32 protein-coding genes are annotated in these 20,021 nt (G+C 39.9%); all 32 read right to left on the bottom strand.

The genetic code is table 11. The features are described from left to right. Positions 1-131: 131 nt before the first annotated feature. Positions 132-1,409, bottom strand: coding sequence for a phosphopyruvate hydratase (gene eno, locus ACL8WY_RS13770; protein WP_436515327.1), 1,278 nt, complete (start codon positions 1,407-1,409; stop codon positions 132-134). Continuing rightward, on the bottom strand, positions 1,409-2,512 hold the full coding sequence (gene carA, locus ACL8WY_RS13765; RefSeq protein ID WP_436515326.1) for a glutamine-hydrolyzing carbamoyl-phosphate synthase small subunit: 1,104 nt from the start codon (positions 2,510-2,512) through the stop codon (positions 1,409-1,411). The genes eno and carA overlap by 1 nt, the downstream gene beginning before the upstream one ends. An 89-nt stretch (positions 2,513-2,601) precedes the next feature. Further along, positions 2,602-5,850, bottom strand: coding sequence for a T9SS type A sorting domain-containing protein (locus ACL8WY_RS13760; protein WP_436515325.1), 3,249 nt, complete (start codon positions 5,848-5,850; stop codon positions 2,602-2,604). Positions 5,851-5,854: 4 nt separating this feature from the next. Further along, positions 5,855-6,220: a hypothetical protein gene (locus ACL8WY_RS13755; RefSeq protein ID WP_436515324.1), complete on the bottom strand. Its 366-nt coding sequence runs from the start codon at positions 6,218-6,220 to the stop codon at positions 5,855-5,857. 77 nt (positions 6,221-6,297) lie between these two features. Further along, positions 6,298-6,906, bottom strand: coding sequence for a 50S ribosomal protein L17 (gene rplQ / locus ACL8WY_RS13750; protein WP_436515323.1), 609 nt, complete (start codon positions 6,904-6,906; stop codon positions 6,298-6,300). Beyond that, positions 6,906-7,895, bottom strand: coding sequence for a DNA-directed RNA polymerase subunit alpha (locus tag ACL8WY_RS13745; protein WP_436515322.1), 990 nt, complete (start codon positions 7,893-7,895; stop codon positions 6,906-6,908). Before ACL8WY_RS13745 ends, rplQ begins: the two co-directional genes overlap by 1 nt. 20 nt (positions 7,896-7,915) lie before the next feature. Further along, entirely contained in the window at positions 7,916-8,518 is a 603-nt protein-coding gene (gene rpsD / locus ACL8WY_RS13740) for a 30S ribosomal protein S4 (RefSeq protein ID WP_436515321.1), read from the bottom strand. Between the two features lie 23 nt (positions 8,519-8,541). Continuing rightward, positions 8,542-8,934, bottom strand: coding sequence for a 30S ribosomal protein S11 (gene rpsK, locus ACL8WY_RS13735; RefSeq protein WP_436515320.1), 393 nt, complete (start codon positions 8,932-8,934; stop codon positions 8,542-8,544). Between the two features lie 7 nt (positions 8,935-8,941). Then, complete coding sequence (gene rpsM / locus ACL8WY_RS13730; RefSeq protein WP_436515319.1) at positions 8,942-9,319, bottom strand: 30S ribosomal protein S13; 378 nt, start codon at positions 9,317-9,319, stop codon at positions 8,942-8,944. A 3-nt stretch (positions 9,320-9,322) separates the two neighbouring features. Beyond that, a complete protein-coding gene (gene ykgO / locus ACL8WY_RS13725) occupies positions 9,323-9,439 on the bottom strand; it encodes a type B 50S ribosomal protein L36 (protein WP_348280443.1) in 117 nt (38 codons plus the stop codon). Between the two features lie 29 nt (positions 9,440-9,468). Continuing rightward, complete coding sequence (gene infA / locus ACL8WY_RS13720) at positions 9,469-9,687, bottom strand: translation initiation factor IF-1 (protein ID WP_089356818.1); 219 nt, start codon at positions 9,685-9,687, stop codon at positions 9,469-9,471. Continuing rightward, positions 9,687-10,994 carry a preprotein translocase subunit SecY gene (secY, locus tag ACL8WY_RS13715; protein WP_436515318.1) on the bottom strand — a complete coding sequence of 436 codons (1,308 nt, stop codon included), beginning with the start codon at positions 10,992-10,994 and terminating at the stop codon, positions 9,687-9,689. The genes infA and secY overlap by 1 nt, the downstream gene beginning before the upstream one ends. Next, a complete protein-coding gene (rplO, locus tag ACL8WY_RS13710) occupies positions 10,994-11,443 on the bottom strand; it encodes a 50S ribosomal protein L15 (protein WP_436515317.1) in 450 nt (149 codons plus the stop codon). The genes secY and rplO overlap by 1 nt, the downstream gene beginning before the upstream one ends. A 2-nt stretch (positions 11,444-11,445) precedes the next feature. Further along, positions 11,446-11,625, bottom strand: coding sequence for a 50S ribosomal protein L30 (gene rpmD, locus ACL8WY_RS13705; RefSeq protein ID WP_436518063.1), 180 nt, complete (start codon positions 11,623-11,625; stop codon positions 11,446-11,448). A 4-nt stretch (positions 11,626-11,629) separates the two neighbouring features. Then, positions 11,630-12,148, bottom strand: a complete 519-nt coding sequence (rpsE, locus tag ACL8WY_RS13700) for a 30S ribosomal protein S5 (protein ID WP_436515316.1) — start codon at positions 12,146-12,148, stop codon at positions 11,630-11,632. A gap of 10 nt (positions 12,149-12,158) precedes the next feature. Continuing rightward, positions 12,159-12,506 carry a 50S ribosomal protein L18 gene (gene rplR, locus ACL8WY_RS13695; protein ID WP_436515315.1) on the bottom strand — a complete coding sequence of 116 codons (348 nt, stop codon included), beginning with the start codon at positions 12,504-12,506 and terminating at the stop codon, positions 12,159-12,161. Between the two features lie 6 nt (positions 12,507-12,512). Then, positions 12,513-13,064: a 50S ribosomal protein L6 gene (gene rplF / locus ACL8WY_RS13690; protein WP_436515314.1), complete on the bottom strand. Its 552-nt coding sequence runs from the start codon at positions 13,062-13,064 to the stop codon at positions 12,513-12,515. Positions 13,065-13,074: 10 nt separating this feature from the next. Then, positions 13,075-13,473 (bottom strand): 30S ribosomal protein S8, encoded by a 399-nt coding sequence (rpsH, locus tag ACL8WY_RS13685; RefSeq protein WP_436515313.1) that lies wholly within the window; start codon positions 13,471-13,473, stop codon positions 13,075-13,077. 82 nt (positions 13,474-13,555) lie between these two features. Further along, entirely contained in the window at positions 13,556-13,825 is a 270-nt protein-coding gene (gene rpsN, locus ACL8WY_RS13680) for a 30S ribosomal protein S14 (protein WP_436515312.1), read from the bottom strand. Between the two features lie 6 nt (positions 13,826-13,831). Next, entirely contained in the window at positions 13,832-14,386 is a 555-nt protein-coding gene (gene rplE / locus ACL8WY_RS13675) for a 50S ribosomal protein L5 (protein ID WP_436515311.1), read from the bottom strand. Then, positions 14,379-14,711, bottom strand: a complete 333-nt coding sequence (gene rplX / locus ACL8WY_RS13670) for a 50S ribosomal protein L24 (protein ID WP_436515310.1) — start codon at positions 14,709-14,711, stop codon at positions 14,379-14,381. The genes rplE and rplX overlap by 8 nt, the downstream gene beginning before the upstream one ends. Positions 14,712-14,713: 2 nt before the next feature. Further along, complete coding sequence (gene rplN / locus ACL8WY_RS13665; RefSeq protein ID WP_348280433.1) at positions 14,714-15,082, bottom strand: 50S ribosomal protein L14; 369 nt, start codon at positions 15,080-15,082, stop codon at positions 14,714-14,716. Continuing rightward, the gene (gene rpsQ / locus ACL8WY_RS13660) at positions 15,082-15,336 is read right to left on the bottom strand and encodes a 30S ribosomal protein S17 (protein ID WP_348280432.1); all 255 of its coding nucleotides are present in this window, start codon (positions 15,334-15,336) and stop codon (positions 15,082-15,084) included. Before rpsQ ends, rplN begins: the two co-directional genes overlap by 1 nt. 9 nt (positions 15,337-15,345) lie before the next feature. Next, a complete protein-coding gene (rpmC, locus tag ACL8WY_RS13655) occupies positions 15,346-15,558 on the bottom strand; it encodes a 50S ribosomal protein L29 (RefSeq protein WP_436515309.1) in 213 nt (70 codons plus the stop codon). Next, complete coding sequence (gene rplP, locus ACL8WY_RS13650) at positions 15,558-15,980, bottom strand: 50S ribosomal protein L16 (RefSeq protein ID WP_436515308.1); 423 nt, start codon at positions 15,978-15,980, stop codon at positions 15,558-15,560. Before rplP ends, rpmC begins: the two co-directional genes overlap by 1 nt. Positions 15,981-15,997: 17 nt before the next feature. Further along, the gene (gene rpsC / locus ACL8WY_RS13645) at positions 15,998-16,729 is read right to left on the bottom strand and encodes a 30S ribosomal protein S3 (RefSeq protein ID WP_436515307.1); all 732 of its coding nucleotides are present in this window, start codon (positions 16,727-16,729) and stop codon (positions 15,998-16,000) included. After that, on the bottom strand, positions 16,729-17,052 hold the full coding sequence (rplV, locus tag ACL8WY_RS13640) for a 50S ribosomal protein L22 (protein ID WP_436518062.1): 324 nt from the start codon (positions 17,050-17,052) through the stop codon (positions 16,729-16,731). The genes rpsC and rplV overlap by 1 nt, the downstream gene beginning before the upstream one ends. A gap of 149 nt (positions 17,053-17,201) precedes the next feature. After that, on the bottom strand, positions 17,202-17,480 hold the full coding sequence (gene rpsS, locus ACL8WY_RS13635) for a 30S ribosomal protein S19 (protein WP_350217600.1): 279 nt from the start codon (positions 17,478-17,480) through the stop codon (positions 17,202-17,204). Beyond that, on the bottom strand, positions 17,480-18,301 hold the full coding sequence (gene rplB / locus ACL8WY_RS13630; protein ID WP_436515306.1) for a 50S ribosomal protein L2: 822 nt from the start codon (positions 18,299-18,301) through the stop codon (positions 17,480-17,482). Before rplB ends, rpsS begins: the two co-directional genes overlap by 1 nt. 9 nt (positions 18,302-18,310) lie before the next feature. After that, positions 18,311-18,598: a 50S ribosomal protein L23 gene (gene rplW / locus ACL8WY_RS13625; RefSeq protein ID WP_436515305.1), complete on the bottom strand. Its 288-nt coding sequence runs from the start codon at positions 18,596-18,598 to the stop codon at positions 18,311-18,313. A gap of 1 nt (position 18,599) precedes the next feature. Next, a complete protein-coding gene (gene rplD / locus ACL8WY_RS13620) occupies positions 18,600-19,226 on the bottom strand; it encodes a 50S ribosomal protein L4 (protein ID WP_436515304.1) in 627 nt (208 codons plus the stop codon). 2 nt (positions 19,227-19,228) lie between these two features. Continuing rightward, on the bottom strand, positions 19,229-19,861 hold the full coding sequence (rplC, locus tag ACL8WY_RS13615) for a 50S ribosomal protein L3 (protein WP_436515303.1): 633 nt from the start codon (positions 19,859-19,861) through the stop codon (positions 19,229-19,231). Positions 19,862-20,021: the final 160 nt, after the last annotated feature.

The raw sequence follows: 20,021 nt of genomic DNA, 5'->3' as shown, positions 1-20,021 counted from the left end.
CCATTTTCTGGTATTTTATTGAACTATAACATGTATTTATTGAATTATTCTTTTTTTCTTCTAAAAGGGAATCAGGTAGGCATAAAAAAAGGCCTACTAAGAGGCCTTCAAAATTCTTTCATAAAAGCAAGCTACTCGCTTGGATATATAGCTACATCTCCAAGCTCTTCTTCGATGCGAAGAAGCTGATTGTACTTCGCCATTCTGTCTGATCGACTCATGGAACCAGTCTTTATCTGGCCTGCGTTTGTTGCAACAGCAATATCAGCGATGGTTGCATCCTCAGTTTCTCCTGAACGATGTGATACGACAGCTGTCCAGCCTGCTTTATGAGCCATTTCTATAGCATCAAGTGTCTCCGTTAATGTACCAATCTGATTTACTTTAATGAGGATAGAATTGGCCGCTTTTTCCTTGATTCCTTTCTCGAGGAATTTCACGTTGGTCACCAAAAGGTCATCTCCAACAAGTTGGCACTTATCTCCAATCTTTTCTGTTAAGGTTTTCCAACCCTCCCAGTCATTTTCGTCACAACCGTCCTCGATGCTATCTATTGGATAGTCATTTACAAGCTTTGAAAGATATTCAGCTTGCTCAGCACTTGATCTTTTTGCCCCATTCTCACCTTCAAACTTGCTGTAATTGTACACTCCTTTTTCGAAGAATTCTGATGAAGCACAATCCAATGCAATAGTCACTTCTTTTCCAGCCTTATATCCAGCTTTCTTAATCGCCTCTAAAATACTTTCCAATGCTTCCTCTGTACCCCCTTCAAAATTGGGTGCAAATCCTCCTTCATCGCCAACGGCTGTACTTAGACCTTTATCATGGATGATTGCTTTAAGTTTGTGAAAAATTTCACTCCCCATTCTCAGTGCTTCAGTGAATGTTGGGGCACCGACTGGTCGGATCATGAATTCCTGAAATGCTATTGGAGCATCTGAGTGAGATCCTCCATTAATAATATTCATCATTGGCACTGGCAGCACTTTAGCATTAACTCCGCCAATGTATCTGTATAATGGTAACTGACATGCATCGGCACCAGCCTTAGCAACAGCTAGTGAAACTCCTAAAATAGCATTAGCGCCAAGCTTAGATTTATTCGGTGTGCCATCTAGCTCAATCATTAGCTGATCGATATATGCTTGCTCTACTACAAGAAGCCCTTCAATTTCAGGAGCTATAATGTTATTCACGTTATCTACAGCTTTCTGAACTCCCTTTCCCATGTATTTGGACTTGTCTCCATCTCTTAGTTCTACTGCTTCATGCTCACCAGTTGAGGCTCCAGATGGAACGGCTGCACGGCCAATGTATCCTGACTCAGTAATTACCTCGACTTCCACAGTTGGATTGCCTCTAGAATCCATTATCTGGCGGGCAAAAACGCTTTCTATAACGCTCATTATTTATTGTCTTTTATTAGTTGGATGAAATCGTCAAATAGGTAAGTTGAATCGTTTGGTCCTGGCGAGGACTCAGGGTGATACTGAACAGCAAAGGCCGGCTTATTCTTAAGTTTCAAACCTTCAACTGTATCATGATTTAAATCAATATGTGTCAACTCTGCCTCCTTTGAATTTTTCAAAGCCTCCATATCCACAGCAAAACCATGATTCTGAGAAGTGATTTCACTATATCCTGTATTCAAATTCTTAACCGGATGATTAAGCCCTCGGTGTCCGTGGTGCATTTTATAAGTAGATATGCCTACTGCCTTAGCTAAAATTTGGCTTCCCATGCAAATGCCAAAGGTTGGTTTGTTCTTTTCAAGAATTTCTTTCACTGTGTTGGACGCATAATCCATTACAGCAGGATCGCCTGGACCATTGGAAATGAAGTACCCGTCTGGGTCCCACTTCTCCATCTCCTCAAAAGTTGTCTGCGCAGGAAACACTTTACAATGACAATCTCTTTCTACGAGGTTTCTTAAAATGGATTTCTTAATTCCAAGGTCTAACACTGCCACTTTGAAGCCTTTGTTTTCTGCGCCTATTTCATACGCTTCTTTGGTTGTGACTACCGTTGATAATTCTAAAGCTTCCATGCTAGGAATTTTATCCAGCTCTGCTTGTAGGGCTTCACCTTCAAGTTCGGATGATATAATAGCATTCATCGCTCCTTTTGTCCGAATGTGACGCACAATCTTTCGAGTATCTAATCCAGCAATACCTACCGTATTATTTCTTTCAAGAAACTCCTGCAAGCTTTCATTAGCTTTTGTACGGCTATACATATTGGAAAAATCATTAACGACCAAGCCTTTTATTGTCGGTTGATCACTTTCTATCTCTGAATCGATTGCACCATAATTACCAATATGTGATGTAGTGTTTACAATAATCTGTCCATAGTAGGAAGGATCAGTGTAGATCTCCTGATAACCAGTCATTCCGGTATTAAAACATATTTCTCCTCCTGAGGTGCCTTGCTTACCTATGGAGTGTCCAGTAAATGTGGTGCCGTCTTGCAGTAGAAGTGTGGCTTTCTTGCGGGTAGGGTATTTCATACTGGGGAGCAAAAATAGCTATGGAATTAACAATAAAAAAGCCATCCTCACTAGATGTGACGATGGCTTTTATAAAAGGGCCTATTGGCTTACTCTTTTATTAGTTTGCTAGTTATTTCTTTACCTCCAAAATTGAATGTCACATAGTATACCCCAGCATCTAAGTTAGAGACATCAAGTAACGACCTTGTTGCTTTTTGCTTTTTGGAATATGACTTCTCTATAAGAATTTGTTTACCATCCAGACTTACCAACTTTATTGAAACTTCTCCGATAAAATCATTTTTCATTTCCAATGATACTCGGTCTTTTGTAGGATTAGGGTAAACAGTGATCCCAGCTTCTTCCCATTCGTCTACCGCTAAAACATCAGAAATATTAACTTCAAAAGACTTTGCGAAAGTATTTCCATCGTCATCTGCTGTTTCAATTCGAATGGTATAAACCGTTTGTTCATCAAAATCGAAAATCTCTCCGGAAATAAGTTCAGATCCTGTAATCGAGAAGCTATCATTGTCATCTGAGCCGTCTCCGCTAACTAAGCTAAAAGTATGATCTTCATCATCTTCATCTTCAGCTTCCAGATCTCCCACCTTAGTTCCACTAAGTTCTTTTTCAGCTATTATGTTATTTGAAAGCGTAATGTTTGTCGGTTCAGCCAGGCTTATAATCGTAGTGATTAGTTCATTTGAAGTCTCATCTTCATCACCTGTAAGATCTACTTCAACTCGAATTTCATATTCACCCACAGTTGTAAAATCGAATGTTTCAGAGAAAGTATGTTGGTAAGTACCAAAACTATTCAAAGTGGTAGTTACATCATCTGAAACCACAAGTTGATCATCAATGTATAGCTCAATTGTAAAATCCGTAACAACTAAGTTTCCGCTGTTTGTTAGGGTGGCCAAGATGCTAGTTTCATTATCCGTAAAAACACCGGTCTCTGGCTCATCGATACTATTAACAGCTATATCCGTGTCAAAAAATGGAACCACTGCACTGTAAACCCCATTACCATGAGTTGCAGCCACAACCAAACCATCTTCTCTGGTCACCATATGCTCCACTACGGTGCTTCCGATTCCACTCTCATCTTCACGTGTCCAAATCGTGCTAGCTCCATCAAGGTTTTCTGTTGAATACAACCCTGTACTTGTACCAACAAAATAACTAAAATCATTTCCGTGAATTCGTCCAACTCTTACAGATGGTCCACTACCTGAACCACTTGGATCTTCTTCAAGATTGCCGCTTACATCCGTCCAGTTTTCTCCTCCATCATTGGTATAGAAAACACTTGGAATTCCGTAATTGGAGAAGGTCACAAGAACATTATTGTTATTGCTGGAGTTTACGCTAACTCCAGAAATATATCCTGAAGGGAAATTTGATCCAGTGACATTCTCAACTGTTGGCGTTGCTGCACTTGCATTGGTCACTCTCAAAAGGCTTCCTGAAGATGTTCCAACGTAAACAACCTCGCCAGTTCCTATGCCTATTTCACTTATAATACCACTTACGCCTGTAGCAATAGATTTCCATCCTTGGTTAGCACCTCCAATGTTGGCACTTGAAATAGCCTCTGTATTTACCCACAATTCAGAATCTCCACCTAAATAAAACAGATTGTCGTCTTCAGGATCCAAATAGAAAGGGGTAATAAATAAGCTTGTTGAATAGCCATCAGACTCACTAGGGACAAATCCTTGGGCTGTGCTAGCAGCTTGTGTGTTAGCATCTGCATAGGTCCATATTGTGACATTTGCATTTTGGGCCGACAAAAATCTGACGGTCCCATCCGAACTAATGGCACTGTAAGCACCATCACCTCCCCATGCATCATCCCATGCATCAGTTGTAGTAGTTGAATTATTGGCATACCATGTCCCGTTATCTTGAAGACCGATTAATAATTGATCTTCGGGACCTGCAGACACTGCATAGATTTGAGAAGTAAGGTATCCGTTATTTAAGGGAGTCCAAGTGACAGAAGATGCTGTAACATCCGTGGTTAATTGTACCCCTCCATCGTTGCCTGAGTAAGCTCTATTTCCGTCTAAGAAAATAAAAGAATGTTGATCTGGGTGATGATCTGGATATAGCGCATATGAAGAGTTACTTGACGTGTAACCGCCAATCCAATTTGCATTGCCACTTGCTGCGGTATTGGGCGTTGAAAAGCCATCCGATGATGCGAATAGGTTTGTTCCGCCGATCACGACAAAATCAGGATCATCATTTTTTACCTTAATGAGTAAATCGTATCCTCCTTGGGAATCAAAATCGCCAGTTAGTCCTCCTAGTCTTGGAATATTAGCAGTTAAGTCAGTCCAATCATCTAAATCATCTTCAAATTTCCATAAAGCATGATCTGGATTATTGGAATCAGTATTATCCTCACCTAGGAAATAAACAATATCTTCATCTGATGGAGCGATTGCAATTTCATATCGATCGCCACTATTAAATGGGGTATTTATATCACTAATATTTGCCCATGTACCAGATCCACCACCAGTAGTTGATTGATAAATTCCATCACCGCTTAAAAAGGCATACAAAATCCCTGCGGAAGTTACCGCCACATCTGACCATCCACTTCCTGACAATACTTGCTCCCATGAGGTGCCTGCGTCATCTGACAAGTAGATGCCGTTTTGATTAGCAACCAAAACATCTCCATTTGTTGGATTTACTATTATTTCATGATTATAGTCAAATGAGTTGTCATTACTTTCAGGAGTTTCCGATAATGTACTTGCTAGAGCATTCCAGGTAAGTCCGCCATCTGTAGATTTAAATATTCCGTCACCTCGATAAAATGCTGAAAATGCGGCAGCACTAGCTGAGTTACCACTTGTTTCGCCTGTACCATAATACCAAGTATCTTCCTCTCCTGTTCTTGTATCTTGAGCAATACATGTAATGCTCTGTAAATCAGTCGATGTGGTCATTTTTGCCCATGTTGCTCCGCCATCCGCTGTTCTCCATACACCTCCTGAAACACCTCCTGCTAGAATAGTATTTTCAGTTGCATCAGAAACATCAACTGCTAAAGCTCGAGTTCTTCCCCCTACGTTATAAGGACCTCTATTCTCCCATGTTGTAGAGGGAGGTGCTGCGACTCGGCCTACCTGTGATTGTAATTCTTTTTGTCTTTGATCCATCAAGAGCTTTTCCTTGATTCGAATACCTACCGGAATCGAATTGGTGATTGGGTTTTTTGTTCTCATGAACTCAAATTCCAATCGTGCCTGAGGATCATCTTTTTGATTTTGGAGTTGTGCATTTGCACCAATACCTCCGATAATCAGAAATAAGGTAATTAATCTTCTCATAATTTTATTTTAAAAATCTTGTGATGCGGTAGACCTTTTGATCATCCATCGAATCGCCAAATTCAAATGCACAAATAAAATTATCATTCGGACGCGTTTGGCAGGAAAGTGATAGTTTATCTCCAGAATTAAGTACCGCCTTAGCACCAAATCCTGTAGCGATTTGTTTTATCACTTCCACAGACGCAATTCCATCTTGATAAGAAATCAATTTTGCTGAAATCACAACCTCATCTGGATTTGGCTTATAATCCTTGGCTGAAGATAGTGAATTTGTCGTCGCACTAGTCTGAGTACTGTTTTGAGATGTATTGCGATTGCATCCTAAAAGTATTGTCAAACTTAAAACTGATGTTATTATTAAGCGCATTTTCTTTTTTCTTGTAAAATAAAAAAAGGGATTAAGCTTAACCCTTAATCCCTTGTATTTTTCGACGATAAAGTTGTCTAATTGTCTTTGCTTTTGCTTTCTTCGTCTGTGTCTTCCGCGGTAGAATCTTCAGTTTCATCGGCTTTAACCTCAACCTCTTCAGTTTTTACTTCCTCTACAGTTTCTTCAGCTTTCACTTCTTCTACTACTTCTTCTGCAACAGCTGTTTCTTCAGCTTTAGGTGTCTCAGTTTTCGGCTTGCTTGATCCTCCCCTTCTTGATCTTCTTGTTTTAGCTTTAGCTGCAGACTCATCTCCAAGTAATAATTCATTAAAGTCAACCAACTCCATCATACACATCTCTGCATTGTCACCAAGTCTAGCTCCGGTTTTAATGATTCGAGTATAGCCGCCAGGTCTACTAGCAATCTTTTCAGCCACTGTATTGAAAAGTTCGGTAACCGACTCCTTATCCTGAAGGTAGGAGAATACAACTCGTCTTGAATTTGTATCGTCAGTTTTTGACTTGGTAAGAATTGGCTCAATGTATTTCTTCAGCGCTTTCGCCTTAGCTACAGTTGTGTTGATTCTCTTATGCATAATAAGAGAAGAAGCCATATTGGAAAGCATTGCACTTCTGTGTGCGGTCTTTCTACCAAGGTGATTAAATTTCTTTCCGTGTCTCATTATTCTTCCTCCAATTTGTATTTACCAAGATCCATACCGAAGGTTAGACCTTTGTCAGAAACCAATTGTTCCAATTCAGCCAATGATTTCTTACCGAAATTTCTAAATTTCATCATGTCAGAAATCTCAAGTGATACCAAATCACCAAGAGTTCTTACATCCGCAGCTTTCAAGCAGTTGTATGCTCTTACAGATAGATCCAGATCATTAAGATTTGTCTTAAGCATCTTTCTCATGTGAAGCAATTCTTCATCAACTTGCTCTGGTTCACCTGCTTCCTGAGTTTCAAGAATCATATTCTGATCAGAGAACAACATGAAGTGCTGAATCAAGATGTTAGCTGCTCCTTTGAGTGCGTTTTCGGGATGGATAGATCCATCAGTCTGGATATCAAGTGTCAACTGCTCATAGTCAGTCTTTTGCTCTACCCGTGTATTTTCTACGCTGTACTTTACGTTTTTAATAGGCGTAAAGATTGAATCGATTGCAATGAACCCAAAGTTTTGCTCAGCAGGCTTATTGTCATCTGCGCCAACGTATCCTCTTCCCTTTTCAATTGTTAGTTCCATTTCAAACTTAGCAGATTCATCTAGATGACAAATCACGTGATCGGGATTGAGAATTTCGAATGAAGTGGTAGCTTTCGCTAAGTCACCTGCAGTCAATTTCTTCATGTTAGAAACTGTCACAGTGATGTTGCTGTCTGCTACATCTTCAATCTTTTTGAACCTTACCATTTTTAGATTGAGGATCATTTCACTCACATCTTCTACTACTCCTTCAACGGTAGAGAATTCATGCAAAACTCCAGGAATCTTCACTCCTGTGATTGCATAACCCTCCAGAGAAGAAAGAAGAATTCTTCTCAACGCATTACCTATTGTAACACCGTATCCTTTTTCCAGAGGTTTGAAAGTAAAGAGGCCATGGAAGTCATCTGCTTTATCCATTACCACTTTTTCCGGCATTTGAAATGCTAGGATAGACATATATCTTATATTTTGAGTGTTTACTTAGAGTACAATTCAACGATCAACTGCTCCTTGATATTCTCAGGAATTTCTTCCCTGCTTGGAGAGTTAAGGAATTTTCCAGACATGCTGGACGAATCCCATTCTAACCAAGAATAGCTACGAGCATTTGATGCTAGACTATCAGTGATAGATTCAAGAGATTTTGACTTCTCTCTTACTCCAATGATGTCGTTATTTCTTAACGTATATGAAGGAACATTCACGATCTCTCCATTTACAGTAATGTGCTTATGAGAAACAAGTTGTCTGGCCGCTCTTCTTGTAGGAGCTATTCCCAAACGGAAAACGGTATTATCCAATCTTGCTTCCAATAACTGAAGTAAAATTTCACCAGTGATTCCACTTTTTCTTGAAGCCTTTTCAAAAGCATTAGAGAATTGACGCTCCAATACACCGTAAGTGTACTTTGCTTTTTGCTTTTCAGCCAGCTGGATTGCGTATTCAGACTGCTTCTTTCTTCTTCCACGACCGTGCTGTCCCGGAGGGTAAGCTTTTTTCTGCAAAGCTTTGCTGGCTCCGAAGATAGGTTCTCCGAATCGTCTTGAAATTTTAGTCTTAGGCCCAGTATATCTTGCCATTATCTATTACTGTTTTTAATATCTTAAACTCTTCTTCTTTTCGGTGGTCTGCATCCATTGTGAGGTAGCGGAGTTACATCTTTTATCATTGTAACCTCAATACCAATGTTTTGAATGGTTCTAATTGCAGACTCTCTACCAGATCCAGGTCCTTTTACAAAAACCTCAACCTTTCTTAATCCAAGATCATATGCTTTTTGACCACATTCTTGAGCTGCTACTTGAGCTGCATATGGCGTGTTCTTCTTTGATCCACGGAATCCCATTTTACCCGCTGAAGCCCAGCTGATAACCTGACCTGTTCCATTGGTCATAGATATGATAATGTTGTTGAATGATGCTTTGATGTGAGCTTGCCCCACGGCATCAACAGCAACAACTCTCTTTTTCGCTTTATCTTTTCTCTTTTGTGCCATCTATGTATTACTTAACAGCTTTCTTCTTATTAGCAACAGTTTTTCTCTTTCCTTTACGGGTACGAGCGTTATTCTTAGTATGCTGACCTCTTACTGGAAGACCTTTTCTATGACGAAGACCCCTGTAACAGCCGATATCTAACAATCGCTTGATACTCATTTGTATTTCCCCTTTGAGAACACCTTCTACCTTGTAGTTCTCTCTAATAGCGGTTCTAATGTTACCACCTTCTTCGTCAGTCCAGTCTTGGACTTTTTTGTTTGGATCTACTCCTGCGTCAGATAAAATCTTCTGGGCAGATGTTTTACCAATGCCAAAGATGTAAGTCAAGGCAATCTCGCCTCTCTTATTATCGGGAATATCTACTCCTGCAACTCTTGCCATAATTTATCCTTGTCTTTGTTTAAACTTTGGATTCTTTTTATTGATTACATAAAGCTTCCCTTTTCTTCTGATCACTTTGCAATCAGCGCTTCGTTTTTTTACGGATGCTCTTACTTTCATTTTCTTTTCTATTTTATCAGCCGAAGCTGTTATTTATAGCGATAAACTATTCTTCCTTTTGTTAGGTCATACGGAGACATTTCCAACTTCACCTTATCTCCTGGTAAAATCTTGATGTAGTGCATTCTCATCTTTCCTGAGATATGCGCAATCACTTCGTGACCATTTTCAAGTTCTACTCTAAACATTGCGTTTGACAATGCTTCCACAATCGTTCCGTCTTGTTCTATGGATGCTTGTTTTGCCATTATGCTGCTTGAGTTCTCCCTTTTACTCTACCTGTTTTCATCATTCCTTCATAATGTCTCATGAGCAGGTAGCTCTCAATCTGCTGAAGGGTATCAAGGATTACACCTACCATGATCAATAGTGACGTTCCTCCATAAAATTGAGCAAAGCCTTGATTCACACCAGCTATCATTGCGAAAGCAGGAAGGATTGCGATAATCGCTAGGAAAATCGCACCAGGTAATGTAATTCTTGATAGAATATTATCTAAATAGTCAGCAGTTTGCTTACCTGGCTTCACACCAGGGACAAAACCACCATTTCTTTTCATATCGTCAGCAATCTGGTTAGGATTGATTGTGATGGCTGTATAGAAAAACGTAAACACGATAATCATAATCGCAAACGTCAGATTGTACTGCCATGAAGTAAAGTCTGAGAATGTAGTTCCAATGTAATTAGCAAAATCACTTTCCTCTCTCCAAAGTCCAGCTAACATAGCAGGTAAAAACATGATAGACTGAGCAAAGATGATGGGCATAACGCCTGAAGCATTTACCTTCAATGGGATGTACTGTCTCTGACCTCCATATACTTTATTTCCTACAACCTGCTTAGCATATTGTACTGGCACCCTTCTTACTGCTTGAACTAATGCAACAGTGACAAGCACCACGAAGAATAATGCTACTAACTCAAGGATAAATAACAGCATCTCGCTCATTCCTCTGGTGATCGCTTCGGCAGCAATACTCCCAGGGAATCTTGAAATGATACCAATCATGATTAGCATTGAAATACCATTTCCTATTCCTTTATCAGTGATTTTCTCTCCAAGCCACATACAGAAAATGGTGCCTGAGGTAAGAATTATAACTGAAGTAAACTTGAAGAAGAAGGTGTTACTAATGATTGCCTCTGCAGGAATAGCTGCTGAAACGTAACTAAAACCTTGCGCCATACATATAGCTATAGTGAGAACTCTTGTAAGTTGATTAATCTTCTTACGCCCACTATCTCCTTCTTTTTGAAGTTTTTGGAAATATGGTACTGCAACCGTCATCAACTGCAAAACAATCGAAGCAGAGATGTAAGGCATAATACCCAATGCGAATACGGAAGCATTACTAAATGCGCCTCCTAAGAACGTATCTAATAATCCAAAAATACCAGTTGCATCTCCTCCTAGGTTGCTTGGATCCACTCCTGGAAGTACCACGAAAGAACCAATTCTGAAAATAACCAAGAATCCTATTGTGTTTAGGATTCGGGTTCTTAGTTCCTCAATGGAAAAAATGTTTCGTATGGTATCTATGAATTTCTTCATTATTCTACTACTGTAATAGATCCGCCAGCTTTCTCAATAGCTTCTTGAGCTGTTTTAGAAAATTTATGTGCTGAAACTTTTAGTGCTGCTTTCAATTCGCCTCTTCCCAATACTTTCACAATGTCTTTCTTCTGAGCAAGACCATTTTCTTTGAGGATTTCAGGAGTGATTTCCTTCAGTTTCTTGGCTTCACTTAGTTTTTGAAGATCATCAAGGTTGATTGCTTTAGAAACAATTTTATTATTGTTCTTGAAACCAAACTTGGGAACTCTTCGCTGTAAAGGCATTTGTCCGCCTTCGAAACCAGTCTTTCTAGAATATCCAGCACGCGACTGAGCCCCCTTGTGTCCTTTTGTGGAAGTACCACCTCGACCAGAACCTTGTCCTCTACCGATTCTTTTTCTATTCTTTGTTGAGCCTTCTGCAGGCTTTAGTGATTCAAGTCTCATGATTACAGCTCTTTAACTTCTACTAAGTGATTAACCGTTTTGATCATCCCACTAATAGAAGGAGTCAATTCTTTTTCAACGGATCTATTGATTTTACCAAGACCCAGAGCAACAATTGTTCTTTTCTGGTTCTCAGGACGCTTGATCGTACTTCTCTTCTGTGTGATTAATACTTTTCCCATTGTCTTATCCATTGAAAACTTTATCTAAAGACACACCTCTTTGCTGAGCAACAGCAAATGGATCTCTCATTTTATTCAAAGCATCGAAAGTTGCCTTCACCACGTTGTGTGGATTAGATGAACCTTTTGATTTTGCAAGCACATCGTGTACTCCTGCACTCTCCAACACTGCACGCATTGCTCCGCCTGCGATTACTCCAGTACCCGGAGCCGCTGGCTTAAGAAGAACAAACCCTCCACCAAACTTACCAAGAGCGTCATGCGGAACTGTACCTTTGAAAACCGGTACTTTCACCAAGTTTTTCTTAGCATCATCAATTCCTTTTGTAATCGCATCAGTAACCTCGTTAGCTTTTCCAAGCCCGTATCCTACTACGCCGTTTCCATCTCCTACTACCACGATAGCAGAGAAGCTGAATCTACGTCCACCCTTCACTACTTTAGCTACTCTTTTAATTGCAACTACTCGCTCTTGAAGGTCGATTTCACTTGCTTTTATGGATCTTATATTGCTTTGTGACATAATTTTCTACTTAGAATTTTAATCCTCCTTCACGAGCACCTTCAGCCAAAGACTTAACACGGCCATGGTACGGGTATCCGCCTCTATCAAAAACTACTGTTTCGATACCTGCACTTTTAGCATTCTCTGCCAATTTTTTACCCACTTCTTTTGCTATCTCAACGTTAAGGGCTGCCTTTCCAAGCTCCTTAGTAGATGCTGACGCCAGAGTCTTTCCATTTACATCGTCGATCAATTGAGCGTAAATACCCTTATTGCTCTTGAAAACAGAAACTCTAGGTCTGTCAGCAGTACCAGAAATCTTTGTTCTGATACCGAGTCTAAGTCTTTTTCTTCTTGCTGTTTTAGTAATTGCCATATCTTATTATTTAGCAGCAGTTTTACCAGCTTTTCTTCTTACTTGTTCACCAACAAAGCGAATTCCTTTCCCTTTATATGGCTCCACTTTTCTTAGTGATTTAATTTTCGCAGAGATTTGACCAACTAATTGTTTATCAATACCTTCTACAGTCACTTTAGGATTTTGTCCTTTTACAGTTTCAGCGGATACTTTAATCTCTTCTGGTACAGCGAAGTAAATGCTGTGAGAGTATCCCAGATTAAGCTCTAAAACGTTGTTTTGAACGGCAGCTTTATAACCCACCCCTACAAGCTCCATCTCCTTCTTGTATCCGTTGCTCACGCCTTCTACCATGTTATTTACCAACGATCGGTAAAGTCCATGAAGAGATTTGTGCCTTTTCTGCTCAGTAGGGCGCTCTACAGTAACTACTCCGTCTTCCACTTTACAAGTGATATCCGGGTCTATTTGCTGAGTCAGCTCTCCTTTAGGGCCTTTCACGTTCACGGTATTTTTATCTACTGTGATTGAAACCCCTTCAGGTACATTAATTGGTGCTTTTCCTATCCTTGACATCTCAAATCAATTAATACACGTAACATAAAACTTCTCCACCTATATTCTCTCTCCGTGCCTCTTTATCAGAGATCACTCCCTTAGAGGTGGATAGAATCGCGATACCAAGACCATTAAGTACTCTTGGCAGGCTTTCAGCTCCGGCGTATTTTCTTAGTCCTGGAGTGCTTATTCTCTCTAAACTAGTTATCGCCGACTGTTTTGTCTGTGGATTGTATTTCAAGGCAATCTTTATAATTCCTTGCTTTGAATCATCCTCAAACTTATAGTTTCTGATGAAGCCCTTGCTGTGCAATACCTTAGTGATCTCCTTCTTTAAATTAGAAGCAGGCACCTCTACTACACGGTGATTCGCACCTATTGCGTTACGAATCCTTGTTAAATAATCTGCTATCGGGTCTGTTACCATTTCTTAAACACACTTATCCCCCTCGAAAAAGGGGGTGCAAAAATAATAATTTATATTTTGAAACGAAAGGAAGATTGAAAATCTACCAACTTGCTTTTGTTACTCCTGGTATTTTACCATCAGATGCCATTTCTCTGAACGTCACCCTAGAGATTCCAAATCTCCTCATGTAGCCTTTAGGTCTACCTGTAAGCTTACATCTATTATGTAATCTTACTTTTGAAGAGTTTCTTGGAAGCTTATCTAGACCTTCCCAATCACCAGCTTCTTTCAAAGCGGCTCTTTTGTCGGCATATCTTGCTACAAGTTTTTCTCTTTTTCTTTCTCTCGCTTTTACTGCTTCTCTAGCCATAATTTCTTAGTTCTTCTTTGAAGTAAACGGCATTCCGAAAGATCTTAAGAGTTCAAGACTTTCTTCATCGGTTTGTGCTGATGTCACAAACGTGATGTCCATACCTGTAATTTTGTTTACTTTATCGATACTGATTTCGGGGAAGATGATTTGCTCCTGTACACCTAGTGTATAGTTACCTCTTCCATCAAATCCTTTTTCTTTAATTCCTTTGAAGTCTCTTACTCGTGGAAGTGCAACTGTCATCAGTCGGTCAAGAAATTCATACATCTTGTCTCCTCGAAGAGTCACTTTTGCTCCAATTGGCATTCCTTCTCTCAACTTAAAGTTGGATACAGACTTCTTAGCTATTGTAGGTACTGCTTGCTGTCCAGTGATTTGTGTCAACTCGTCAACTCCAGTATCTACTAACTTCTTGTCTGACACAGCTGCTCCAATTCCTTTGTTGATTGCAATTTTTGTCAGTTTAGGCACTTGCATAACTGAGCTATACTGAAACTTATCCTTCAAATGAGGAATAATCTCTTTACTGTATTTTTCTTTTAATCTAGGACTAGCCATTCGTGATAAATTCTCCTGATTTTTTTGAATATCTCTGCAGCTTACCGTCTGCATTTTTCTTTCTACCTGTTCTCGTAGCATCTCCAGATGAAGGGTCGACTACTTTAAGGTTACTAAGGTGAATCGCTGCTTCTGTTTGCTGAATTCCTCCTTCAGGATTATCAGCAGAAGGTTTCACATGCTTTGTAATCATGTTTGCTCCTTCAACAATCGCGCGGTATTTAGCGATATTTACTTCAAGAACTTTACCAGACTTTCCTTTGTCATTTCCGGCAATGATCTTTACAGTATCTCCTTTTCTTACGTGAAATTTTACGTTGCTCATTGTTAAAGTACTTCAGGGGCTAATGATACAATTTTCATAAACTGCTTCTCTCTGAGCTCTCTTGCAACAGGACCGAAGATCCTTGTGCCTCTTGGCTCATCATTTGCGGTCAGTAGCACCGCAGCATTATCCTCAAATCGGATGTAGCTACCATCTTTTCTTCGAACTTCTTTCTTAGTTCGTACTACTACTGCTCTTGAAACAGTTCCTTTTTTCAAACTACTTGATGAAAGTGCGTGCTTTACAGTTACAATAATTTTGTCACCTACAGAAGCGTATCGCTTCTTGGTGCCTCCAAGCACACGGATTACTAGCACTTCTTTAGCGCCACTGTTGTCCGCAACCGATAATCTTGACTCCTGTTGTACCATTATTTTGCTCTTTCAATAATTTCTACCAACCTCCATCTCTTGTTCTTACTCATTGGACGAGTCTCTGCTACCTTCACGGTATCGCCGATATTGCAATCGTCTTTCTCGTCATGAGCTGTGAGCTTAGTTGTCTTTCTCACGAACTTTCCGTAGATCGGGTGTTTTACTTTTCTTTCTACAGCCACAGTGATGCTTTTCTGCATTTTATTGCTCACCACTTGTCCGATTCTTTCTTTTCTTAAATTTCTTTCCATCACTGAAAATTATTTGCTTGCTTCAGCAACTTGGTTTAATTCTTTGGCCTTAATTTCTGTTTCAATTCTTGCTACCAATTTTCTATTCTCTCGAATTTTCATTGGGTTTTCAATTGGAGTGATACTATGCGCAAATTTTAGTTTTGCATAGGTCTCCTTTTCTACTGCAAGCTTGTTCTTCAGCTCGTCCAGACTCAATCCTCTTAGTTCAGAATTTTTCATTACTCTGGCTTATAATCTTTTGCTAATGTGAATTTTGTAGAGATAGGCAACTTTTGTGCAGCCAATCTTAACGCTTCTTTCGCCAACTCGATATCAACTCCTGCTGCTTCGAAAAGAACTGTTCCAGGCTTCACAGTTGCCACCCAATATTCAGGTGCTCCTTTACCTTTACCCATTCTTACTTCAGCTGGCTTTTTAGTCACAGGCTTGTCTGGAAAGATTCGGATCCATACTTGGCCTTCTCTCTTCATTGCTCTAGTCATTGCAATCCTTGCAGCTTCTATCTGACGGCTAGTGATCCATCCTGGCTCCATGGCCTTGATTCCAAAAGTTCCGAATGCCAGTCTATGCCCTCTATGAGCAAGACCCTTCACTCGGCCTTTTTGCATTTTTCTAAATTTCGTACGTTTTGGCTGTAACATGCTTTACAAAACTTTACTTACTTTCTTCTTCTATTTTCTCTTCTCCTTCTATTAGAAGCTCCTCCGCCTGGTGAATTACTATTTCCACCACCGGCTTGTCCTACGTTAGGAGAAAGATCTCTTTTACCGAATACCTCTCCTTTGAAAATCCATACTTTGATACCGATTTTACCGTAAATAGTGTGAGCTTCAGTAATCGCATAATCGATATCTGCTCGAAGTGTGTGCAAAGGAATTCTTCCTTCCTTGTATTGCTCACTTCTTGCCATCTCCGCTCCACCTAATCTTCCAGAGCATTTTATCTTGATTCCTTGCGCTCCAACTCGCATTGAAGATGCAATTGATTGCTTCATTGCTCTCCGGAAAGAGATTCTTGCCTGTAGCTGCTGAGCAATAGACTCGCCTACCAACTTAGCATCCAGTTCAGGTCTTTTAATTTCGAAAATATTGATCTGCAGATCTTTTCCTGTCAAGTTTTTCAACTCCTCTTTGATCTTATCTACTTCCGATCCTCCTTTACCTATCACAACGCCCGGTCGAGCAGTGTGAACAGTTAGGGTTATTCTTTTAAGTGTTCGCTCGATTACGATCTTAGAGATTCCACCTTTTGGCATACGTGCCATGATGTACTTACGAATCTTGTTGTCTTCTACAAGTTTGTCTGCGTAAGACTTGCTATCGAACCAGGCAGAATCCCACCCTTTGATAACACCTAATCTAAATCCAACTGGGTTTACTTTTTGTCCCATTATTTGTTGCTTTCTTTAGTTTCTTCCTGGTTGTGATTATCAACAACGATAGTCACGTGATTTGATCTCTTTCTGATTCTGTGAGCTCTTCCTTGTGGTGCTGGTCTTAATCTCTTAAGCATTCTCGCACTATCCACGTAGATTTCTTTCACATAAAGGTCAGCTTCTTCTATGCTGATATCTTCGTTTTGCATTTGCCAATCGGCAATGGCAGTAAGGAGCAATTTCTCCAATGTATTTGATGCATGGTGTGCATCAAATCGAAGAATATTTAGAGCGATATTTGCTCTTTCTCCACGAATCATATCAGCTACTAGTCTCATCTTACGAGGAGCAGTTGGTACATTTCGAAGTGACGATTTTACGGCACCAAGTTTTCCCTTGTTCTCCTCACGGAATTTCTTGTCAGCTTCTTTCTGAAGTCTGATTCGTACTGATTTCTTTAATTTCTTTTCAGCTTCCATTGGTGCTATTATCTTTTACCTTTATCCTTCTTAGCGATGTGACCTCTAAAGTTTCTAGTCGGTGCAAATTCGCCAAGTTTATGTCCTACCATATTTTCAGTTACGAAAACAGGGATGAATTTATTTCCGTTGTGCACTGCGAAAGTGTGACCTACAAAATCAGGAGAGATCATTGATCTTCTTGACCAAGTTTTGATCACAGACTTCTTACCAGAGTCATTCATCGCATCGACTTTTTTCTCAAGTCGGAAGTCTATATAAGGTCCTTTCTTTAATGATCTTGACATTATTTCCTTCGTTTAACTATCTGCTTATCAGAATATTTATTTGGTCGACGAGTTTTCATACCCTTCGTATACTGACCGTTTCTTGATCGAGGGTGACCTCCAGAGGACCTACCTTCACCACCACCCATTGGGTGATCAACCGGGTTCATTGCAACACCTCTTACTCTAGGTCTTCTTCCCAACCATCTATTTCTACCTGCCTTACCTAGTCTTACACTCATGTGATCAGAGTTAGATACTGTTCCTACTGTTGCCAGGCAGGTGTTTAGTACCATTCTCATTTCTCCTGAGGGAAGTTTTACTGTTGAGTATTTTCCTTCTCTAGCTACCAACTGCACATATGTTCCTGCGCTTCTCGCCATTACGCCGCCTTTTCCTGGCTTCAACTCAATGTTGTGGATAATTGTACCTAAGGGAATGTCTGATAAAAACAGTGCATTTCCTACTTCCGGTGCAACTCCTTTTCCAGAGTTAATCACTGTACCTACTTCCAGGCCAGCTGGAGCGATGATATATCTTTTTTCACCATCTGCATAATAAAGCAATGCGATTCTAGCAGACCTGTTTGGATCGTACTCGATTGCTTTCACAGTAGCAGGAATTCCATGCTTGTCTCTTTTGAAGTCGATAAGTCTAAGCTTTCGCTTGTGACCTCCTCCTACATTACGCACAGTCATTCTACCCTGATTGTTTCTACCACCATTTCTTTTTGATGTAGTCACTAAAGATCTCTCAGGAGAGGACTTGGTAATGTCATCAAAGACAGGAGCCATTCTGAATCTCTGTCCTGGGGTAGTCGGTTTAAGTTTTCTTACAGCCATCTCTGTATATTATATTCCGCTATAAAAATCGATTATATCTCCCTCAGCCACCTTCACAATTGCCTTCTTATAAGCTGGAGTTCTGCCTTCAATGACTCTTGACTTGGTATATCGTCTTTTTGACCCACCAGGCTGAACCATTGTATTTACAGATTCAACAGTAACACCGTAGGTTTTTTCAACCTCAGTCTTAATCTGAACCTTATTAGCATTCCTAGCAACTACAAACCCGTACTTGCCGTGCTCATTGAGAGCCGATACTTTTTCCGTAACTAGTGGTTTTATTAAAACTCCCATCTTAGTTAAATCTTTCTTTTAGTTGCTCGAGTGTTCCCTCACACAAGATCAAACGCTCAGCGTTAATCAGGTCGTAGGTGTTTATTTCGTCAACAGTTGAAACATGTGTTTTCTTAAGGTTTCTAGAAGACAAGAAAACGTTTTTGTTTTTGTCACTAACAAGGAACAACGATTTCTTGTCATTCACTGAAAGACTATTAAGAAGACTGATGAATTCTTTTGTCTTTGGAGATTCGAAAGAAAAATCCTCTAGAATCTGGATTGCTTTCTCTTTTGCTCTTGAAGAAAGAACTGACTTTCTAGCTAGCTTCTTCACTTTTCTATTAAGCTTGAAACCATAGTCTCTTGGCTGAGGACCAAAAAATGTTCCTCCACCTCTCATAATACCAGACTTAACACTACCAGCTCTTGCTGTACCTGTGCCTTTTTGTTTCTTGATCTTACGAGTGGATGCTGTGATCTCTCCTTTGTCTTTTGTCTTAGCAGTACCTTGTCTTTGGTTTGCTAAATAGTTCTTCACATCAAGGTAGACAGCATGCTCATTTGGCTCAATGCCAAAGATGCTTTTGTCTAGGTTGATTTCTCTTCCTGTCTCTTCTCCTTTAATATTTAATACAGCTACCTTCATGATTACTTCTCAAGTATTACGAATGAATTTTTTGCTCCTGGAATAGCTCCTGAAATTAATACCAGGTTTTTCTCAGGATATACCTTTACTACTCTAAGGTTTAATACCTTCACTCTGTCACCACCAGTTCTTCCAGCCATTTTCAAACCTTTGAAAACTCTGGATGGAAATGACGCAGCACCAATTGAACCCGGCGCTCTTAGCCTATTATGTTGACCGTGAGTTGCCTGACCTACTCCTCCAAAACCATGTCTTTTGACTACCCCTTGAAATCCTTTACCTTTTGATGTTCCAACAGCATCGACATAGTCTTGCTCGCTAAATACATCTGCAATTGTGATTTCATTTCCCAACTTCACTTTATCATCAAACTCAGATCTAAAATCTCTAAACTCAACCACCTTTTGCTTAGGCGTTGTTTTTGCCTTCGCAAAATGACCCTGGAGTGCTTTAGGTGTATTTTTTTCCTTTCTTTCACCGTAAGCCAACTGCACAGCTTTATATCCGTCTGTCTCTTCGTTCTTAACTTGAGTCACGACGCAAGGACCAGCCTCAACGAGGGTACAAGCGATGCTTTTACCGTTCTCATCGAAGACATTTGTCATTCCTACTTTCCTTCCTATTAAACCAGGCATTTTCTACTCGTTTATATCTTATAATTACCCTTTCAGGCAAACTTTTTGTGAAAAGGACTGCAAAGATAGCAAATCCATATGCCGATCAAAATTTTGATCAGTTATTTTTTTAGACAAAAAAAGAACCAATCGATATAAACCAATTGGTTCTCATTTCCGA

Source organism: Ekhidna algicida, from assembly GCF_051379705.1.
Lineage (GTDB): Bacteria > Bacteroidota > Bacteroidia > Cytophagales > Cyclobacteriaceae > Ekhidna.
This window is presented reverse-complemented; position numbering and strand designations above follow the sequence as displayed.

Excerpts from the sequence above, each read along its gene's own strand:
- eno (WP_436515327.1), bottom strand. The coding sequence starts at position 1,409 with ATGAGCGTTATAGAAAGCGTTTTTGCCCGCCAGATAATGGATTCTAGA.
- carA (WP_436515326.1), bottom strand. The coding sequence starts at position 2,512 with ATGAAATACCCTACCCGCAAGAAAGCCACACTTCTACTGCAAGACGGC.
- ACL8WY_RS13760 (WP_436515325.1), bottom strand. The coding sequence starts at position 5,850 with ATGAGAAGATTAATTACCTTATTTCTGATTATCGGAGGTATTGGTGCA.
- ACL8WY_RS13755 (WP_436515324.1), bottom strand. The coding sequence starts at position 6,220 with ATGCGCTTAATAATAACATCAGTTTTAAGTTTGACAATACTTTTAGGA.
- rplQ (WP_436515323.1), bottom strand. The coding sequence starts at position 6,906 with ATGAGACACGGAAAGAAATTTAATCACCTTGGTAGAAAGACCGCACAC.
- ACL8WY_RS13745 (WP_436515322.1), bottom strand. The coding sequence starts at position 7,895 with ATGTCTATCCTAGCATTTCAAATGCCGGAAAAAGTGGTAATGGATAAA.
- rpsD (WP_436515321.1), bottom strand. The coding sequence starts at position 8,518 with ATGGCAAGATATACTGGGCCTAAGACTAAAATTTCAAGACGATTCGGA.
- rpsK (WP_436515320.1), bottom strand. The coding sequence starts at position 8,934 with ATGGCACAAAAGAGAAAAGATAAAGCGAAAAAGAGAGTTGTTGCTGTT.
- rpsM (WP_436515319.1), bottom strand. The coding sequence starts at position 9,319 with ATGGCAAGAGTTGCAGGAGTAGATATTCCCGATAATAAGAGAGGCGAG.
- ykgO (WP_348280443.1), bottom strand. The coding sequence starts at position 9,439 with ATGAAAGTAAGAGCATCCGTAAAAAAACGAAGCGCTGATTGCAAAGTG.
- infA (WP_089356818.1), bottom strand. The coding sequence starts at position 9,687 with ATGGCAAAACAAGCATCCATAGAACAAGACGGAACGATTGTGGAAGCA.
- secY (WP_436515318.1), bottom strand. The coding sequence starts at position 10,994 with ATGAAGAAATTCATAGATACCATACGAAACATTTTTTCCATTGAGGAA.
- rplO (WP_436515317.1), bottom strand. The coding sequence starts at position 11,443 with ATGAGACTTGAATCACTAAAGCCTGCAGAAGGCTCAACAAAGAATAGA.
- rpmD (WP_436518063.1), bottom strand. The coding sequence starts at position 11,625 with ATGGGAAAAGTATTAATCACACAGAAGAGAAGTACGATCAAGCGTCCT.
- rpsE (WP_436515316.1), bottom strand. The coding sequence starts at position 12,148 with ATGTCACAAAGCAATATAAGATCCATAAAAGCAAGTGAAATCGACCTT.
- rplR (WP_436515315.1), bottom strand. The coding sequence starts at position 12,506 with ATGGCAATTACTAAAACAGCAAGAAGAAAAAGACTTAGACTCGGTATC.
- rplF (WP_436515314.1), bottom strand. The coding sequence starts at position 13,064 with ATGTCAAGGATAGGAAAAGCACCAATTAATGTACCTGAAGGGGTTTCA.
- rpsH (WP_436515313.1), bottom strand. The coding sequence starts at position 13,473 with ATGGTAACAGACCCGATAGCAGATTATTTAACAAGGATTCGTAACGCA.
- rpsN (WP_436515312.1), bottom strand. The coding sequence starts at position 13,825 with ATGGCTAGAGAAGCAGTAAAAGCGAGAGAAAGAAAAAGAGAAAAACTT.
- rplE (WP_436515311.1), bottom strand. The coding sequence starts at position 14,386 with ATGGCTAGTCCTAGATTAAAAGAAAAATACAGTAAAGAGATTATTCCT.
- rplX (WP_436515310.1), bottom strand. The coding sequence starts at position 14,711 with ATGAGCAACGTAAAATTTCACGTAAGAAAAGGAGATACTGTAAAGATC.
- rplN (WP_348280433.1), bottom strand. The coding sequence starts at position 15,082 with ATGGTACAACAGGAGTCAAGATTATCGGTTGCGGACAACAGTGGCGCT.
- rpsQ (WP_348280432.1), bottom strand. The coding sequence starts at position 15,336 with ATGGAAAGAAATTTAAGAAAAGAAAGAATCGGACAAGTGGTGAGCAAT.
- rpmC (WP_436515309.1), bottom strand. The coding sequence starts at position 15,558 with ATGAAAAATTCTGAACTAAGAGGATTGAGTCTGGACGAGCTGAAGAAC.
- rplP (WP_436515308.1), bottom strand. The coding sequence starts at position 15,980 with ATGTTACAGCCAAAACGTACGAAATTTAGAAAAATGCAAAAAGGCCGA.
- rpsC (WP_436515307.1), bottom strand. The coding sequence starts at position 16,729 with ATGGGACAAAAAGTAAACCCAGTTGGATTTAGATTAGGTGTTATCAAA.
- rplV (WP_436518062.1), bottom strand. The coding sequence starts at position 17,052 with ATGAGACTAGTAGCTGATATGATTCGTGGAGAAAGAGCAAATATCGCT.
- rpsS (WP_350217600.1), bottom strand. The coding sequence starts at position 17,480 with ATGTCAAGATCATTAAAGAAAGGACCTTATATAGACTTCCGACTTGAG.
- rplB (WP_436515306.1), bottom strand. The coding sequence starts at position 18,301 with ATGGCTGTAAGAAAACTTAAACCGACTACCCCAGGACAGAGATTCAGA.
- rplW (WP_436515305.1), bottom strand. The coding sequence starts at position 18,598 with ATGGGAGTTTTAATAAAACCACTAGTTACGGAAAAAGTATCGGCTCTC.
- rplD (WP_436515304.1), bottom strand. The coding sequence starts at position 19,226 with ATGAAGGTAGCTGTATTAAATATTAAAGGAGAAGAGACAGGAAGAGAA.
- rplC (WP_436515303.1), bottom strand. The coding sequence starts at position 19,861 with ATGCCTGGTTTAATAGGAAGGAAAGTAGGAATGACAAATGTCTTCGAT.